Source organism: Pseudomonas sp. RtIB026, assembly GCF_016861355.2.
Taxonomy (GTDB): Bacteria; Pseudomonadota; Gammaproteobacteria; order Pseudomonadales; family Pseudomonadaceae; genus Aquipseudomonas; species Aquipseudomonas peradeniyensis.
This window is the reverse complement of sequence record NZ_AP023348.2, coordinates 5,649,825-5,664,258: the sequence shown is the minus strand read 5'-3', so window position 1 is coordinate 5,664,258 and position 14,434 is coordinate 5,649,825. Positions and strand designations below refer to the sequence as shown.

The window sequence follows — 14,434 nt, the reverse complement described above, 5'->3', positions numbered from 1 at the left end:
GCGATACCTGTGGGAGCGGGTTTACCCGCGAAGGGGCGCGTAGCGGCCCCATCTGTTTTCAGCGCTCGGTACTGGCCTGGATCGCCGTCAACGCGATGGTATGCACGATATCGTCCACCTGCGCCCCACGGGGCAGGTCGTTGACCGGTTTGCGCAGCCCCTGCAGCATCGGCCCGAGGCTGACGCAGTCGGCGCTGCGCTGTACCGCCTTGTGGGTGGTGTTGCCGGTGTTCAGGTCGGGGAACACGAACACCGTGGCGCGTCCGGCCACCGGGCTCGACGGCGCCAGTTGCCGGGCGATCTCGGGGTTGGCAGCGGCGTCGTACTGCAACGGCCCGTCGATCACCAGGTCGTGCTCGGCCTGTTGCGCCAGGCGCGTGGCCTCGCGCACCTTTTCCACTTCCTCGTCGCTGGCCGCCGAATCGCTGGAATAGCTGAGCATCGCCACCCGTGGCGCGATGCCGAACGACTCGGCGGACTCGGCGCTCTGCCGGGCGATTTCGGCGAGCTCCGCGGCACTGGGGTGCGGGTTCATCACGCAGTCGCCATAGACCAGCACCTGGTCGGGGAACAGCATGAAGAACACCGACGACACCAGGCTGCTGCCTGGCGCGGTCTTGATCAGCTGCAAGGCCGGGCGGATGGTGTTGGCGGTGGAGTGCACCAGGCCGGAGACCAGGCCGTCCACCTCGCCGAGGGCGAGCATCATGGTGCCGATCACCACCGGGTCTTCCAGTTGCTGTTCGGCCATCGGCGCGTTGAGGTTCTTGCTCTTGCGCAGCTCGACCATGGGTTCGACATAGCGGCCACGGATCAGCTCGGGGTCGAGCACTTCCAGGTCCGGCGGCAGGCTGATGCCCTGGGCGCGGGCCACGGCCTGCACGTCCTCGGGCTTGGCCAGCAGCACGCAACGGGCGATGCCACGGGCCTGGCACAGGGCGGCTGCCTGCACCAGCAGGGGCTCGGCGCCCTCGGGCAGGACGATGCGCTTGTTGGCCTGCTGGGCGCGCTGGATCAGCTGGTAGCGGAACACCGCCGGCGACAGGCGCAGTTCCCGTGGCGTGCCGCAACGCTGGTGCAGCCAGGCGGCGTCCAGCTGGCCGGCGACGAAGTCGGTGATGAACTCGGCACGTTCGCGGTCGTCCACCGGGATCTCGCGGTTCAGCGAGTTGAGCTGGTTGGCCGTGTCGTAGGAGCCGGTGCTCACCGACAGGATCGGCAGGCCGGCCTGCAGGGCGCCGCGGCACAGTTCGAGGATGCGCGGGTCGGGCTTGCTGTCGCTGGTCAGCAGCAGGCCTGCCAGGGGCACGCCGTTGATCGCGGCCATGCACACGGCGAGGATGATGTCGTCGCGGTCGCCCGGCGTCACCACCAGGGTGCCGGAGGTCAGCAGCGGCACGGTGTTGGCCACGGTGCGGGCACAGATGATGATCTTGCTCATGCGCCGCTGGTCGTAGTCGCCGGCGTTGAGCACCTGGGCACCGAGCAGCTCGGCCACGTCGCGGGTTCGCGGGGCGTTGAGCTCGGCCTGGTAGGGGATGCAGCCGAGCAGGCGGAAGTCGTTGCCACGCAGCAGCGGCGAATGCTCGCGCAGGCGCGTGGCGAAGTCGGCCATGCTTTCGTCGGTGCGCACTTTGTTGAGAATCACACCGAGCACCTTTGGGTCCCGCGGGCCGCCGAACAACTGGGCCTGCAGCTCGACGCGGCCGGACAGCTCGCTCAGTACCTCGTTCTCCGGCGCCGACACCAGGATCACCTCGGCGTCGAGGCTCTTGGCCAGGTGCAGGTTGACCCGGGCGGCATAGCTGGCGTGGCGGGTCGGCACCATGCCCTCGACCACCACCACGTCCTTGCCGACGCACGCCTGCTGGTAGAGGCGGATGATCTCCTCGAGCAGTTCATCGAGTTGGCCGTCACCGAGCATGCGCTCGACATGCCCCAGGCTCAGGGGCGTGGGCGGCTTGATGCCGTGGGTGCGGGCGACCAGTTCGCTGGAACGCTCCGGGCCGGTGTCGCCGGGGTGCGGCTGGGCGATCGGCTTGAAGAAGCCGACCTTGAGCCCCGCGCGCTCCAGGGTGCGCACCAGGCCCAGGCTGATGGAGGTCAGGCCGACACCGAAGTCGGTCGGCGCGATGAAAAATGTCTGCATGCGTGCTTCTCGAAATAAGCGGTGCAAGGAATTCAGCGGCCAAGGGTATCGCTAACCGCCCCTTGTGCGCACCAGCCACAGGCGAATACCTGGCCGATGCGTCGGGCGCGTTCGTCGGCGTCGAGCACCCAGGGCCGCGCCTGCCACGGCGGCTGGTGGCGCAGGTGCTGGGTGTGGCCGCAGGACAGCTCGACCACCCAGTGGCCCTCCTCGTCGAGGTGAAAGCCGGTGATCCGACTGATGGGCGGCCCTTGGTCCGAGTCGCGTTCGCAATCGGTCGATGCGTTGGTTACACTTGTCCGTTCTACATTCTTTTGCAAAAGGTCTTGCCCCATGCTGATCGCCGCCAACAAGGCTGTCTCCATCGACTATACCCTCACCAACGACGCTGGTGAGGTCATCGACAGCTCCGCCGGTGGTGCGCCGCTGGTCTACCTGCACGGTGCCGCCAACATCATCCCGGGCCTGGAAAAAGCCCTGGAAGGCAAGCAGGCCGGTGACGAGCTGACCGTTGCCATCGAACCGGAAGAAGCCTACGGCGAGTACTCGGCCGAACTGGTCAGCACCCTGAACCGCAGCATGTTCGAAGGCGTCGACCAACTGGAAGTCGGCATGCAGTTCCACGCCTCGGCGCCGGACGGCCAGATGCAGATCGTCACCATCCGCGACATCGACGGCGACGACGTGACCGTCGACGGCAACCACCCGCTGGCTGGCCAGCGCCTGAACTTCAAGGTCAAGGTTGTCGACGTGCGTGACGCCAGCGAAGAAGAAATCGCTCACCGTCACATCCACGGTGAAGGTGGCCATCACCACTGATTTTCTGCGCTAAGCTCAGAGAGTCGCCAGGCGCTCGGGCAAGCCGGACTTGCCCTCCTCAGGAGGGTGGACGGTTTGGCCGCGCGCCTTTTTAGTGGGCGGGATTCGCCCCAGCGGCAATCGGGAACCTGAGAGGGGATTTCATCATGAGTGCATTTCACGACCTGACGTTGAAGGCGTTGAACGGTGAGGACCTGCCGCTGGCCCCGTTCAAGGGCCAGGTGGTGCTGGTGGTCAATGTCGCCTCCAAGTGCGGGCTGACGCCGCAGTACAAGGCCCTGGAGAACCTGTATCAGGATTACCGGGACAAGGGCTTCAATGTGCTGGGCCTGCCGTGCAACCAGTTCGCCGGCCAGGAACCTGGCAGCGAGAAGGAAATCCAGGAATTCTGCAGCCTCAACTATGGGGTGAGCTTCCCGCTGGGCGCCAAGCTCGAGGTCAACGGCCCGCAGCGTCATTCGCTGTATCGCTTGCTGGCGGGTGAAGGGGCAGAGTTCCCTGGCGATATCACCTGGAACTTCGAGAAGTTCCTGGTTGGCAAGGATGGCCGTGTATTGGCGCGTTTCGCCCCGCGTACGGCGCCGGATGATCCGACCGTGGTGCAGGCGATCGAGAAGGCGCTGGGCTGATCTGTACCCACCCCCTGTAGGAGCGGCCTTGTGCCGCGAAAGGGCTGCGTAGCAGCCCCAGAATTTCAGCTACGCAGCCAATATTGCCGGGGCCGCTTCGCGGCCCTTTCGCGGCACAAGGCCGCTCCTACAGGGGGAGGCGTCATGGGCCGTCAGAACGCTACCGACGTCTGCACATACAGCGTCCGCGGCTCGCCCACGTACTTGCCCTTGTTGTTGTCGTCGAACGAGCGGGTGTAGTACTCGCGGTTGAACAGGTTCTTCACTCCCACCGCCACCTTCAGGTTCGAAAGCGCAGGGCCGAAGTCATAGCCGGCGCGGGTGCTGACCAGCATGTAGCCGGGGATGCGCCCGGTGCTGCCGTCGGCGCTCTCGCCGCCGGTGTTGGCGTTGTCGGCGTACTGGCTGCTCTGGAAGCTGCTGTCCAGGTTCAACTGCCACGGGCCTTCGGTGTAGCCGATCCCCAGCGTGCCCTTGTGGCGGGACGAGAACGGTACCTGGTTGCCCTTGTTCGGGCCGTCCTCGCGGATGGTGGCATCGACGAAGGCATAGCCGGCGTGCACGTCGAAACCGACCAGCGCCGGGCTCAGTCCGTCGAGGGCGTAGCGCACGCTGGTCTCGATGCCCTGGTGACGGGTTTCGCCGCGGGCGATCACCGAGTCGTTGGTCTGGTTGCTTTCGTACTGGTTGTCGAAGTTGATCAGGAATGCGCCGATCTCGGCCTGCAGGTCGCCGTTGTCGTAGCGCGTGCCGACTTCCCAGGTGCGCGCCTTCTCCGGTTTCACCTCGCCGCTGCTGACCCGGTTGGGCATCTGGCTGTACTGCACGCTGCCGAACGAGCCTTCGGTGTTGGCGTAGAGGTTCCAGTTGTCAGTGAGGTGGTACATCACGTTCAGTGCCGGCAGGGCGGTGTTGTAGCTGCCCTGGTACTGCTGGCCATTGAGCTTGTTGCTCTGCTCGGAGTCGATCATCTCGTAGCGGATGCCCGGGGTGATGGTCCAGCGGCCGATGTCGATGCGGTCGTCCAGGTAGATGGCGTGGGCTTCGGTGCTGCCGCGGGTGTCACGGTCGTTGCGGCTGGCGGTGGTCGGCAGGGCGCCGTTGACGGGCTCGCGGTAGCGCAGTTCATGTCCGGCCTCGTTGACGTAGCGGTAGCCGATACCCAGCTCGTGCCAGCTGTCGCCCAGGGCCACGCCCTGCGAGAAGCGGGTCTCGATGCCGCGCACCCAGTACTCGCGTGGCGACAGCGAGACGAAGCTGCCCTGGTCGAGGTAGCCGCTGCGCAAGGTCTTGGTGAAGAAGCTGTTGACGCTGAACTGGCGGTCGTCCTGCTTGTAGTCGTAGCCCAGGTTGAACAGGGTGCGGCGGCCCCAGAACTTGTCCTTCAGACGGGTCGACTGGTACGGGTCGGCGTCGAAGGCGGCAGTGCTCAGGCCACCGGGCATCTCGGCTTCACCCTCGTAGTACTGGGCCATGGCATGCAGGCTGTTGGCTTCGTCCAGTTGCAGCTTGCCCTTGAGCATCAGGTCGTCGATCTGCGTGTCGCTGTGTTCGCGCCAGTCGCTGCCGCGGGTGCCGGAGTAGAGCAGGGCGCCGCCCAGGCCGTTGGCATTGGTGCCGCCGATCAGCAGGTTGGCGCTGTTCTTCAGGCCATCCTGGCTGGACGAGGGGCTGATCTGGTTCTGCATCGCCGCCTTGAAGGTGGCTTCTTCAGGGATGGCGCGGGTGACGAAGTTGACGATGCCGCCGACGTTCTGCGGCCCGTAGCGCACCGCGCCGCCGCCGCGCACCACGTCTACGGCGTCCATGTTGCCCAGGCTGATCGGTGCCAGCGACAGCTGCGGCTGGCCGTAGGGGGCGAAGGGCACGGGGATGCCGTCCATCAGCACGGTGGAGCGCGAGGCCAGGCGCGGGTTCAGGCCACGGATGCCGAAGTTCAGCGCCAGGTCATGGCTACCGGTGCCGTTGTTTTCCGGGGCGTTAACGCCGGGGATGCGGTTGAGCACTTCGCGGGCGCTGCTGGCACCGCTGCGTTCGAACTCCTCACGGCGCACCACGTCGCGGGCGCCGGCATGTTCGAAGACGTTGTCCTGGCGGGCCTCGGCCAGCCAGTCGCCGACCACGGTCGAGGCGCCCAGCTCGACCGGGGCGTTGCCGCCCATGGCCGGCAGCGGTTGCAGGCTGTAGGCGTTGTCGGTCTCCTGGCGCGCCTGCAGGCCGCTGTCGCGCAGCAGGGCATCGAGCCCCTGGCCGACCTCGTACTGGCCCTCCAGGCCCGGGCTGCTCAGGCCCTGGGTCAGGCCCGGGCTGAACGAGATCAGCGCGCCGCTTTCGCGACCGAACTGGTTCAGGGCCTGTTCCAGTGTGCCGGGCGCGATGTGGTAGGCGCGGGGCTCTCCAGCCAGGGCGAGCGGGGCGGCGAGGATCAGGGCGTAGGCGAGGGGGCTGAGGCGCAGGGGCATGTGACGGAGGTCCTGTGACAAGGGGTTCTGTCTTCTCTGTCACGCGAGGTTTGGAAAATGGCTCAACTGATTTGAAATAATTTTGGGTTGGAGCCGATAATCGTGGGAGCGGGCTTGCCCCGCGATGGCCATGTCGGTTGCTTGCCTCTCAACCCGTTGACGCAGCCTCGAGCGACACCCAGTACCGGGTGAACCGCCGCACCTTTACCGGCAGTGTCACTTCCAGCATCTCCAGGATCTGCTCACTGTCTGCCAGCGGATACGATCCGGAAATCCGTAGATCGGCCACCCGCTCGCTGCATCCCAACTGCCCGAGTCGATACCGCGACAGCTCGGCGAGAAAGTCACCCAGGCGCATCTGCGACACCACCAGCATGCCCTCCACCCAGGCCGCCCGGTTAGGGTCCAGCGGTGCGATTGCCTGCCAGCCGCCTTGCGCGAAACGTGCCTGATGCCCGGCCAGCAGCGGTGTGCCGGCCACGCTGGCGCTGCCGCTGAACACCGATACCAGGCTGAAACCATCGAACTGACGGACGTCGAAGCGTCCGCTGTGCAGATGCAGCTCGCCCTGGGCCGTGGCCAGGCGCAGCGGACGTGGATCGTTGATCACCTCGAGCAGCAGCTCGCCCTCCTGCAAGCGCACCAGGCGCTGCCGGCCATCGAAGCGCACGTCGGCGGCGCTGCGGGTGTTCAGGTGCAACTGGCTGCCGTCGTCGAGGGTCAGGCGGCGGCGCTGGCCGACCGGGCTGCGGTAGTCGGCCATCAGCCCGGGCAATGGATTGTGCGGGTACAGGCCCAGCCCGGCGGCACTGGCCACCCCTGCCAGCAGCAGCGCCTTGAGGGCACGACGCCTGGCCGGAGAAGGCGGCGCCTGCAGGGTGGCGTGGACCACCGGGGCGGCGACGCCGCGCAGGCGCTGGTTGACCTGCTGGATATGGGCCCAGGCCCGCTGGTGTTCGCTGTCGGCCTGCAGCCAGCGCTCCAGGGCCTGGTGCTGGTCGAAATTGTCGCTCTGCGACTCGATCAGCCAGTGCACCGCCTGTTCGGCGATCTGCGAGGAAAAGGCAGCGTTCACAGGGGCAGCCCTTCCAAAGTGTTGAAAATTGGCGTCCGGTTTGGATTTGCCGGGGCCGCTGTGCGGCCCTTTCGCGGCGCAAGGCCGCTCCTACAGGTGACCGCGCCCCCTGTAGGAGCGGCCTTGTGCCGCGAAAGGGTCGCACAGCGACCCCGGCAATCTTGAATTGGAGCGTTCATATCCAAAAAATCGCAAAAACCTCGAAAGGCAGGATTCACAAGGCGAAATAGCAGCGCAAGGCTGCCTTGTGCAGGTAGCGCTTGACCGTCGCCAGGGAAATGCCCAGCTCGCGGGCGATCTCCCCCTGGCCCAGGCCATCGACCTGGGCCAGCAGGAAGGCACGCTTGACCAGCGGTGGCAGGCTATCGAGCAGGCGGTCGAGTTCGAGCAGGGTGTCGAGGATGATGGCTTTGTCTTCCTCGCTGGGGACCACCTGCTCGGGTAACTGGGCCAAGGCATCGAGGTAGGCGCGCTCCAGCTCCTGGCGGCGGAAGTGATTGCACAGCACGCGCTTGGCCACGGTGGTGAGGAAGGCACGGGGTTCGATCAGCTGCGGTGCCTCGTGGGCCTGGAGCAGGCGCAGGTAGGTGTCCTGGGCCAGGTCGGCGGCACTCTGCGGGCAGCCCAGGCGTCGTCGCAGCCAGCCGGTCAGCCAACTGTGATGGGCGTGGTAAAGGCCTTCGACGGTGGAAGAGAGGGCACTGGACACCGATACGACTCCGGCGCCGCAAAGCGCAACTGGAAGTAAGAATTGTTCGCATTGTATTCATGCCACCGGTGTTCGGCAATCGCTGCCGACGCAAGGCATGCCTACCGCTGGCGCCGGCATGCTTTGCTTATGAGAATTGAAATCATTAGTATTGCAACCCCAATTCCCGGACCCTCGCCATGAAGAGCAAAGCCGCCGGCCTTCCCCTGAGCTACCGCCTGGCCGTGACCTCACGCAGCCTGGCCGCGTTGCTGGGCGGTTACCTGCTGGCGTCGATGGCCAGTGTCTGCATCACCCTGCTCGCGCCGATGACCCAGGCCGACGCGACGATGACCGGGATGATGCTGTCGTTCGTCTTCTACCTGATCGCCTTCATCTGGTGCTTCGCCTGCCGCAGTGCCTGGCGCGCCTGGTTGGGCGTGCTGCTGCCAAGCCTGGCCCTGGGGCTGATCAACGCGCTGGCCTACTGGATGAACCTGCCATGAAAGAAGGCTTCCGCCAGGCCATGGCCTGGCTGCATACCTGGACCGGCCTGATCTTCGGCTGGCTGCTGTTCGCCATCTTCCTTACCGGGACGCTGTCGTACTTCAAGGAAGAAATCAGCCACTGGACCCAGCCCGAGGTGCAGAGCCATCCGCTTGACCCGGTGAGCAGCCTCGGGCTGGCCCAGCGTTACCTGGAATCCAATGCCGGCCACGCCAGCACCTGGTTCATCCGCCTGCCCAGCGAGCGCGAGGCGGCGCTGAGCGTCAGCTGGCGCGACCCGAACGGCGGCGGGCGCCGCGGTTTCACCGACAAGGAACTCGACGCCCGCTCCGGCGAGGCGGTCGAGGCCCGTGACAGCCGTGGCGGCGAGTTCTTCTACCGCTTCCACTTCCAGCTGCAGATGCCCCACCCCTGGGGCCGCTGGCTGTCGACCTTCTGCGCCTTCATCATGCTGCTCGGGCTGGTCACCGGGATCATCACCCACAAGAAGATCTTCAAGGAGTTCTTCACCTTCCGCCCGGGCAAGGGCCAGCGTTCCTGGCTCGATGGCCACAACGCCATCGGCGTGCTGGTGCTGCCGTTCCACCTGATGATCAGCTACAGCAGCCTGGTGATCTTCATGTACATGGTCATGCCGGCCAGCATCCTGGCCAGCTACGGCGACAGCAGCGGCTATTTCAACGATGTGTTCGGCCGCGACGAAGTACCCAAGACGGCGGCTCAGGCCGCGCCGTTGGCACCACTGACCGAACTGTACGCCAAGGTCCAGGAACAGGCGCCGGGTGCGCGCATGGGCTACATCCAGGTGCACAATCCCGGCGACCGCAACGCCCGGGTCACCTTCACCCGCGCCTCGGCCGACAGCGTCGCCTACCAGCGCAGTGCCATCTGGACCTTCGATGGCGTCAGTGGCGAGCTGCTGCGACGTGGCGCGCCGGAAAGCGCGGCGATGACCACCTCCTTCACCTTCGTCGGCCTGCACATGGGCAACTTCGCCGGACCCTGGCTGCGCTGGCTGTACTTCGTCTTCGGCGTGGCCGGCACGGCGGTGATCGGCACGGGGCTGGTGATGTGGCTGGGCAAGCGACAGCTCAAGCATGCCAAGAGCGAGCGAATGCCTGGCGAGCTGCGCCTGGTCGAAGTGCTGAACATCGCCAGCATGAGCGGCCTGTTGCTGGGGGTGGCGGCGTTCTTCTGGGCCAATCGCCTGCTGCCGACGGCCATGGACGGGCGGGCCGACTGGGAGATAAACGCCTTCTTCCTGGCCTGGGGTGCGTCATTGCTCCACGCCATGCTGCGCAGCGGGCGCCGTGCCTGGGGCGAGCAACTGACCCTGGGGGCGCTGGCGTTCGCCGTGCTGCCGGTGCTTAACGCGCTGACCACCGACAAGGGGCTTGATCACTCCATCGCCGCGGGTGACTGGGCGATGGCAGGTTTCGACCTGACGGCGCTGGCCACCGGCCTGTTCCTGGCCTGGGCCGCCGGCAAGATGCTGCGTGCGCCCAAGCCGGTCGCCAAGCGTGCGCCACGCGCCGCCAAGACCGTGGAGGCGAGCTGATGCTGGGTGTCGCGCTGATGGGCTTCGCCGGTTTCGCCGGCCTGTGCCTGGCCATGGAAAAGCACTTCAACGACCTGCTCGGGCGCAAGCCTACGAGCCGGCAACTGCGAGCCCTGAAGGTCGGGGGCTGGGCGTTGTTGTTGCTGTCGTTGATCCTCGCCGTGCACGGGCGCGGCTTGGCCCTGGGCCTGGTGGAGTGGATCGCCGTGCTGATGGCCGGGGTGACGCTGTGGGTGTTCGGCCTGCCTTACCAGCCGCGCCTGCTGCTCGGCGCGGCTCTCGCCAGCCTGGTGCTCGGACCGCTGCTGGCCGTGTTGGCGGTCTAGGCCCTTGAGCGACTCCGAGGCTGGCGGTGGTCGGGCGCGCTTTCTCCAGGTGTTCCTGGCCCAGCGCGCACGCATGGAGGCGCTGGTCAGCCGGCGCGTCGGCTGCCGCGCCACGGCGTCGGACCTGGTCCAGGACCTGTTCCTGCGTTTCTGGCGGCGCCCCGAGGTGAAGGTCGAGGCGCTCGACACCTACCTGCTGCGCAGCGCCAGCAACCTGGCCATCGATTATCTGCGCAGCGAAGGCAGCCGCGACCGGGCCGCCGAAGGCCTGCACGACCCCGAGGAGCCGCAGGGCAGCCAGGCTCCCGAGCAGGCCCTGGAAGTTGACCACGACCTGCAGCGTATCGAGACGGCCCTGCGGGCATTGCCCGAGCGCACGCGGCAGATCTTCCTGCTCAACCGCATCCATGGCTGCACCTACGGTGAGATCGCCAAGGCCATGCAGTTGTCCCAGAGCGCGGTGGAAAAGCATATGATGCGCGCCCTCGAAGCGTGCAAGGCGAGCGTCGCCGAACCCGCGTCCTCACTGCGCCGGCCAGGGAGCGCCCGTCGATGAGTCTTGAACAGCCGATCACTGCCGCCCAGTCCCAGGCCGCCCTGCGCTGGCTGGGGCGCATCCAGCAGCAGCCGGCGCAGGCCGAGGGCGCGGCGTTCAAGCGTTGGTTGCTGGAGAGCCCGGCCCATCGCCAGGCCTATGCCGAGGCCCAGGCGCTGTGGTGCCTGAGCGAAGCACCGGCGGCGCGGCTGGCGGCCGAGGAGCGAGAGGGCCTGCAACAGTACCTGGACGCCATGCGCCGACCCGCGCGCAAGCGGCCGTGGCGCGGCCTGGCGGTGGCGGCGTGTCTTGTGCTGGCGCTGGGATGCGCGGCGGGCTGGCAGCCGCAGTTCTGGCTGCAGGACCTGCGTGCCGACTACACCAGCGGCGCGCAGGTGCGGCAGGTGACCCTGGCCGATCATTCGCGGCTGACCCTGGACGCCGGCACAGCCGTGGCGGTGGATTTCGCCCAGGGCGAGCGGCGCGTGCGGTTGTTGCGCGGCGCCGCATTCTTCGAGGTGACCCATACCGGCGAGCCGTTCCTGGTGGATGCAGAGGGCGGTGAAGTGCGGGTGCTGGGGACCCAGTTCGAGGTACGCGGGCAGGGCGATGGCGCCCAGGTCACCGTGCGCAGCGGCCGCGTGGCGGTGACAGCGGCCGAAGGGCAGGCGGCCCGCGAGCTGACCGCCAACCAGCAACTGGCCTATGCCGACGGTGTGGCTGGTGGGGTCGAGGCGGTAGACAGTGACAGCCGCCTGGCTTGGCGCCAGGGCTGGCTGAACTATTACCAGGTGCCGTTGGCGCAGGTGGTCGAGGACCTTGGGCGTTACTACCCCGGGCGGATCCTGTTGCTTGACGGTGAGCTGGGGCAGCGCAGGGTCAGTGGCAGTTTCCCGGTGGCGGAACCGCTGGCGGCGCTGGATTCGCTGGGCAAGGTGATGGGCTTCTCGCGGCAGACGCTGCTGGGGCGGCTGACCGTCTTGCGTTGACCTGATCCGACGCCATCGCGGGGGTTGCGCGGTCCCTGTAGGAGCGGGCTTGCCCCGCGAAGACGTCGGTGCAGCAAAAATTTTTCGATCAGGTGATGAGGTATCCCCCCACGGCATCCGTGTAGTGAGTGGAAGTGCGATTCATTCGCAAACGATCATCCCTCTCACAGGTCCGCGTCCATGAAGTTCACCCCGCGTTGCGTCCCGCTCTGGTTCGGCCTCTGCTCCCTGCCCGCTATCGCCATCGCGCCCCAGGCCCTGGCCGCGCAGCAGAGCCAGGTCTACAGCTTTGCCCAGCCAAGCCAGCCGCTGGCCCAGGCACTCAACGCCTTCAGCCGCGCCACCGGGCAGAGCGTGGTCTACACCCTGGTCCTGCCGGATGTGCAGGCCCCGGCGCTGAACGGCACCTTCGACGCCGACCAGGCGCTGCAGCAGTTGCTCGGCAACTCGGGCCTGGCCTGGCGCCGCCTCGACGCCCGCACCCTGACCCTGGAGCTGGTCGACAGCTCCGGCGCGCTGAACCTGCAGGCCACCACCATCAACTCGCAACTGGACGACTACAGCTACCAGCCGCCGGCCAGCGCCTCGATCATGCGTGGCCAGGGCGCGACGCTGGACATCCCCCAGGCCGTCAACGTGGTCCCGGCCCAGGTGATCCGCGACCAGGCGCCGCGCAACCTGGACGATGCCCTGTACAACGTCAGCGGCATCACCCAGGGCAACAACTTCGGCGGTACCGCCGACACAGTGATGAAGCGCGGCTTCGGCGACAACCGCGACGGCTCGATCATGCGTGACGGCATGCCGATCGTGCAGGGCCGCGCCCTCAACGCCAGCACCGAGCGGGTCGAGGTGCTCAAGGGGCCGGCCTCGCTGCTGTATGGCATCCAGGACCCGGGCGGGGTGATCAACGTGGTCAGCAAGCGCCCGCAATTGCAGCAGTACAACGCCCTGACCCTGCGTGGCTCGACCTACGGCAGCGGCAAGAACGGCAGTGGCGGCGGCCTGGACAGCACCGGGGCGCTGGGCGACAGCAACCTGGCCTATCGCCTGATCGTCGATCACGAGGACGAGGACTACTGGCGCAACTACGGCGTGCACCGCGAGTCGCTAGTGGCGCCGTCGCTGGCCTGGTACGGCGAGGACACCCAGGTGGTGCTGGCCTATGAGCACCGCGAGTTTCTCTACCCGTTCGACCGTGGCACCGCCTTTGGCAGCGACGGCCACCCGTTGAACATTCCCGTCACCCGTCGCCTCGACGAGCGGTTCAACGACATGGAGGGCCGGTCCGACCTGTACCGCCTGGAGGTCGACCATCGCCTGGCCGATGACTGGAAACTGCACTTCGGCTACAGCTTCAACCGCGAGACCTACGACGCCAGCCAGGTTCGCGTGACCGGCGTGGATGAAAGCAAGGGCACGCTGTCACGCAGCATCGACGGCACCCAGGGCGCCCTGAGCCGCGACCAGTTCGCCACCCTCAGCCTCAACGGCAGCGTTGAGCTGGCGGGCATGCGCCACGACCTGGTGGTCGGTGTCGACCACGAAGACCGCAAGGTCTACCGCGCCGACCTGATCCGCCAGAATAGCCGCTCGACCTTCAGCTACCTGAACCCGGTCTATGGCCGCGAAGTGGAAGGCACCAGCGTGCGCGCCAGCGACAGCGACCAGACCGACAAGCTGCGCACCGATTCGCTGTTCCTGCAGGACGCCTGGCACCTGGACGAGCACTGGATTCTGGTGGCCGGCGGGCGCTTTCAGCAGTACGACCAGTACGCCGGGCGCGGCCGGCCGTTCAACGTCAATACCGACACCAGCGACCAGACCTGGGTGCCCCATGCGGGCGTGGTGTACAAGGTCGATGACCAGCTGTCGTTGTATGCCAGCTACAGCGAGTCGTTCAAGCCCAACTCGACCATCGCCCCGCTGAGCATCGGCGGTGGCCGCACCCTGACCCTGGACTCAGGTATAGCGCCGGAGGAGGGCAAGTCCTGGGAAATCGGGGCCAAGCTCGATGTGCCGGGGGCGCTGACCGGTACCCTGGCGTTGTTCGACATCACCAAGCGCAACGTGCTGGTGGCCGATGGCGACACCCAGCCGGGCACCATTCTCTACAGCAACGCGGGCGAAGTGCGCTCACGGGGCGTCGAGCTGGACCTGACCGGCCAGCTCAGCGAGCGCTGGAGCCTGATCGGCGCCTACGCCTTCACCGACGCCGAGGTGACCAAGGACCCGCAGCTCAAGGGCAATCGCCTGCAGAATGTCGCCCGGCACAGTGGTTCGCTGTCGGCGGTGTATGACTATGGCAGTCTGTTCGGCGGCGATCGCCTGAGACTGGGGGCTGGTGCGCGTTATGTGGGGGAGCGTGCGGGGAACGCCACCAATGATTTCGACCTGCCGGCGTACACCGTGGCCGATGCCTTTGCCAGCTACGAAACGAAGTTGGACGAGCACAAGGTGCGCTTGCAGTTGAACGTGAAGAACCTGTTCGACAAGGTGTATTACAGCTCGGCGGTGAACCGGTATTTCGTCGCGGTGGGGGATGCTCGGCAGGTGAGCTTGTCGAGCACCTTGGAGTTCTAGATCGCCGGGACCGCTTTGCGGTCCTTTCGCGGCACGAGGCCGCTCCTACAAAGTACGCGGTCTCCTGTAGGAGCGGCCTCGTGCCGCGAAAGGGCCGCAACGCGGCCCCAGGAT

At 66.7% G+C, this 14,434-nt stretch carries 13 protein-coding genes; 8 read left to right on the top strand and 5 right to left on the bottom strand.

Annotated elements, in window-relative coordinates; all coding sequences use genetic code 11:
* Window positions 1-58 precede the first annotated feature (58 nt).
* Together pta and PRtIB026_RS25385 are read right to left on the bottom strand one after the other, a co-directional pair.
* Window positions 59-2,149: a phosphate acetyltransferase gene (gene pta, locus PRtIB026_RS25390; protein WP_203650604.1), complete on the bottom strand. Its 2,091-nt coding sequence runs from the start codon at window positions 2,147-2,149 to the stop codon at window positions 59-61.
* 32 nt (window positions 2,150-2,181) lie between these two features.
* Window positions 2,182-2,484 carry a DUF3565 domain-containing protein gene (locus tag PRtIB026_RS25385; RefSeq protein ID WP_062572837.1) on the bottom strand — a complete coding sequence of 101 codons (303 nt, stop codon included), beginning with the start codon at window positions 2,482-2,484 and terminating at the stop codon, window positions 2,182-2,184.
* Here PRtIB026_RS25385 and PRtIB026_RS25380 point away from each other — a divergent pair.
* Both PRtIB026_RS25380 and PRtIB026_RS25375 read left to right on the top strand, forming a co-directional pair.
* Window positions 2,483-2,968 (top strand): FKBP-type peptidyl-prolyl cis-trans isomerase, encoded by a 486-nt coding sequence (locus PRtIB026_RS25380; protein ID WP_050706853.1) that lies wholly within the window; start codon window positions 2,483-2,485, stop codon window positions 2,966-2,968. The two genes, PRtIB026_RS25385 and PRtIB026_RS25380, sit on opposite strands and share 2 nt — an antisense overlap.
* A gap of 146 nt (window positions 2,969-3,114) precedes the next feature.
* Window positions 3,115-3,597, top strand: coding sequence for a glutathione peroxidase (locus PRtIB026_RS25375; RefSeq protein ID WP_203650605.1), 483 nt, complete (start codon window positions 3,115-3,117; stop codon window positions 3,595-3,597).
* Between the two features lie 152 nt (window positions 3,598-3,749).
* Here PRtIB026_RS25375 and fecA read toward each other — a convergent pair whose 3' ends face one another.
* The 3 genes from fecA to PRtIB026_RS25360 form a co-directional block, all read right to left on the bottom strand.
* Window positions 3,750-6,059 (bottom strand): TonB-dependent Fe(3+) dicitrate receptor FecA, encoded by a 2,310-nt coding sequence (fecA, locus tag PRtIB026_RS25370; RefSeq protein WP_203650606.1) that lies wholly within the window; start codon window positions 6,057-6,059, stop codon window positions 3,750-3,752.
* A gap of 148 nt (window positions 6,060-6,207) precedes the next feature.
* Window positions 6,208-7,134, bottom strand: coding sequence for a FecR domain-containing protein (locus PRtIB026_RS25365; RefSeq protein ID WP_203650607.1), 927 nt, complete (start codon window positions 7,132-7,134; stop codon window positions 6,208-6,210).
* Window positions 7,135-7,348: 214 nt separating this feature from the next.
* A complete protein-coding gene (locus PRtIB026_RS25360) occupies window positions 7,349-7,843 on the bottom strand; it encodes a sigma-70 family RNA polymerase sigma factor (RefSeq protein WP_203650608.1) in 495 nt (164 codons plus the stop codon).
* A 179-nt stretch (window positions 7,844-8,022) separates the two neighbouring features.
* On the opposite strand from PRtIB026_RS25360, the gene PRtIB026_RS25355 reads away from it, so the two are divergent.
* The 6 genes from PRtIB026_RS25355 (at window position 8,023) to PRtIB026_RS25330 (ending at window position 14,320) form a co-directional block, all read left to right on the top strand.
* Complete coding sequence (locus tag PRtIB026_RS25355) at window positions 8,023-8,328, top strand: DUF3649 domain-containing protein (RefSeq protein WP_186712930.1); 306 nt, start codon at window positions 8,023-8,025, stop codon at window positions 8,326-8,328.
* Window positions 8,325-9,887 carry a PepSY-associated TM helix domain-containing protein gene (locus PRtIB026_RS25350; protein ID WP_203650609.1) on the top strand — a complete coding sequence of 521 codons (1,563 nt, stop codon included), beginning with the start codon at window positions 8,325-8,327 and terminating at the stop codon, window positions 9,885-9,887. Before PRtIB026_RS25355 ends, PRtIB026_RS25350 begins: the two co-directional genes overlap by 4 nt.
* The gene (locus PRtIB026_RS25345; protein WP_203650610.1) at window positions 9,887-10,213 is read left to right on the top strand and encodes a DUF3325 domain-containing protein; all 327 of its coding nucleotides are present in this window, start codon (window positions 9,887-9,889) and stop codon (window positions 10,211-10,213) included. The genes PRtIB026_RS25350 and PRtIB026_RS25345 overlap by 1 nt, the downstream gene beginning before the upstream one ends.
* 4 nt (window positions 10,214-10,217) lie before the next feature.
* The gene (locus PRtIB026_RS25340) at window positions 10,218-10,769 is read left to right on the top strand and encodes an RNA polymerase sigma factor (protein WP_244670957.1); all 552 of its coding nucleotides are present in this window, start codon (window positions 10,218-10,220) and stop codon (window positions 10,767-10,769) included.
* Window positions 10,766-11,737, top strand: coding sequence for a FecR family protein (locus PRtIB026_RS25335; RefSeq protein WP_203650611.1), 972 nt, complete (start codon window positions 10,766-10,768; stop codon window positions 11,735-11,737). The genes PRtIB026_RS25340 and PRtIB026_RS25335 overlap by 4 nt, the downstream gene beginning before the upstream one ends.
* 180 nt (window positions 11,738-11,917) lie before the next feature.
* Window positions 11,918-14,320 (top strand): TonB-dependent siderophore receptor, encoded by a 2,403-nt coding sequence (locus PRtIB026_RS25330; RefSeq protein WP_203650614.1) that lies wholly within the window; start codon window positions 11,918-11,920, stop codon window positions 14,318-14,320.
* The last annotated feature ends 114 nt before the right edge of the window (window positions 14,321-14,434 follow it).